General features: G+C 46.2%; 3 protein-coding genes. All 3 read right to left on the reverse strand.

Annotated elements, in window-relative coordinates:
* Nucleotides 1-677, reverse strand: a 677-nt coding sequence (gene rpiA, locus PX484_RS03325) for a ribose-5-phosphate isomerase RpiA (protein ID WP_288102846.1), incomplete at its 3' end; no start/stop codon positions are given.
* A 72-nt stretch (nt 678-749) separates the two neighbouring features.
* Nucleotides 750-1,277: an RNA recognition motif domain-containing protein gene (locus tag PX484_RS03330; RefSeq protein WP_287768082.1), complete on the reverse strand. Its 528-nt coding sequence runs from the start codon at nt 1,275-1,277 to the stop codon at nt 750-752.
* A 44-nt stretch (nt 1,278-1,321) separates the two neighbouring features.
* Nucleotides 1,322-1,793: RNA-guided endonuclease InsQ/TnpB family protein (locus tag PX484_RS03335; protein WP_288102847.1), on the reverse strand; the 472-nt coding region annotated here is incomplete at its 5' end.

The following is a 1,793-nucleotide window of genomic DNA, read 5'->3' on the forward strand; positions in this document are numbered from 1 at the left end:
ATAATTTCACCGACGAGAATCAGATCAGCAACCCCGACAAATAAACCATTTTCTAAAACCCCCGGCATATTATTAATAGTTCTTTCCAAATCAGCCGGATCATCGATACTATCAAATTTAACATCGATAACTAAATTGCCTTGATCTGTCACCACGGGGCCAGCTTTTTTCACTCCCATGCGGAGAGAAGGTTTACCACCGAGGGCCTCTAATTTCAGCATCACCGGAGTCATGGCCATGGGTAACACTTCCACCGGCAAAAGAAAAGTCGATCCCAGCTTATCCACCAGCTTATTGCCATCCACTACCACGACGAAAATATCGGCGAGACTATCGACAATTTTCTCCTGAGTATGGGCAGCACCGCCACCTTTAATCAGATTTTTCTGGGGATCCACCTCATCGGCCCCATCGATAGCGATATCCATCTTCACGATGACATCGAGGGTAGTGAGGGGAATTCCGTACTTCCTAGCTAAAACTTGCGCTTGAAAAGAAGTGGGAACCCCGACAATATTGCTGATTTCCCCGCTTTGCAGTCTAGCGCCCAGATACTCGATCGCATAGGCCGTCGTTGAACCAGTTCCCAATCCCACGACCGAATTAGATTGAACTAGATTAGCGGCGGCCTTCCCGACCTCCTGTTTCATGATAATGACCGGATCGATTGCTGTCATGATGCACATTCCTAAAAGCGATATTTTGAACCTCTTAGTTATCGGCTATCCCTTGCCCTCTTGTCAATGCAATTAGGGATTAGTGGCCTGAGCTGCTAACATTTCCTTGAGTTTAGCCAATTCATTGGCCCAACGGGGATCTGGCTGTAAAGCGTCACCATCGCCGGTAACTTTCGGGGTACTACTGCCACCCCGTTCACCCTTGCGTTTTTTGCCGCCGCCACCACCACTACTGGATTTGCGCGGTGCTGCTGTCGTCGGTTTCGGAGTCGGTCTTTCGACTTTTTCGGGGGTTTCTACGCTTGCCTCCGTGCCTTCTGCTTCTTCTCCTTCTTCTTTACCTCCCTTGCTGCGGGGGAGAGCTTTCTCGATTTTGATCGGGTTTTCCATGAAGGATTGGCCGTTGTATTTTTCGATAAACTGGTCGGCTAGTTCATCGCTAGGGACGGTAACGAAGGCAAAACCGCGACATTTGCCAGTTTTGCGATCTTTGATGACTTTAGTGGTAATCGTATCCCCTTCATCGGCAAAAAGCGCCTGTAATTTTTCGCGCTCGACGGATTCTTTGGGCAAATTACCAACGTATAGACGAATGGACATGATAGATTCCTCCAAGTATAGGGTGATTTGACATACTCCCACCGTCAAGCTACGCTGTGACGGGGGATTCTTTCCACATTGCTGTTAGAAATTCCTTGTTCAACGAGACAGCTTAGATTCTCAATGTCTCCATTAAGAATCCAGAGGCCGGACTCTCCCAAGGCGTTTGGGTCGGTTTCTGTTTGCCCAACAGTACCGTTGAGATAATTTCCCAAATATTGTAACCCTTTTTTAAGAATATTTATTGCTGCATTATGATCCCTATCTAAGACTGTTTTACAGTTAGGACATTGATGAGTTCTAGTGCTTAATGTTTTTTGCACTCTCGTCCCACAAACTGAACAATCTTGAGAAGTGAAATGCGGCGGCACAGCAACACAAACAATCCGATAAATCTTGGCAAAATAATTCAACCAGTGAGTGAATTGATACCAAGAAGCATCAGAAATCGACTTGGCAAGCTTACGGTTTTTGACTAAGTTTCTTACCTTTAAAGCTTCATAGACTACCAGATCA

Source organism: Microcystis sp. M49636_WE2 (genome assembly GCF_030065375.1).
Taxonomy (GTDB): domain Bacteria; phylum Cyanobacteriota; class Cyanobacteriia; order Cyanobacteriales; family Microcystaceae; genus Microcystis; species Microcystis aeruginosa_C.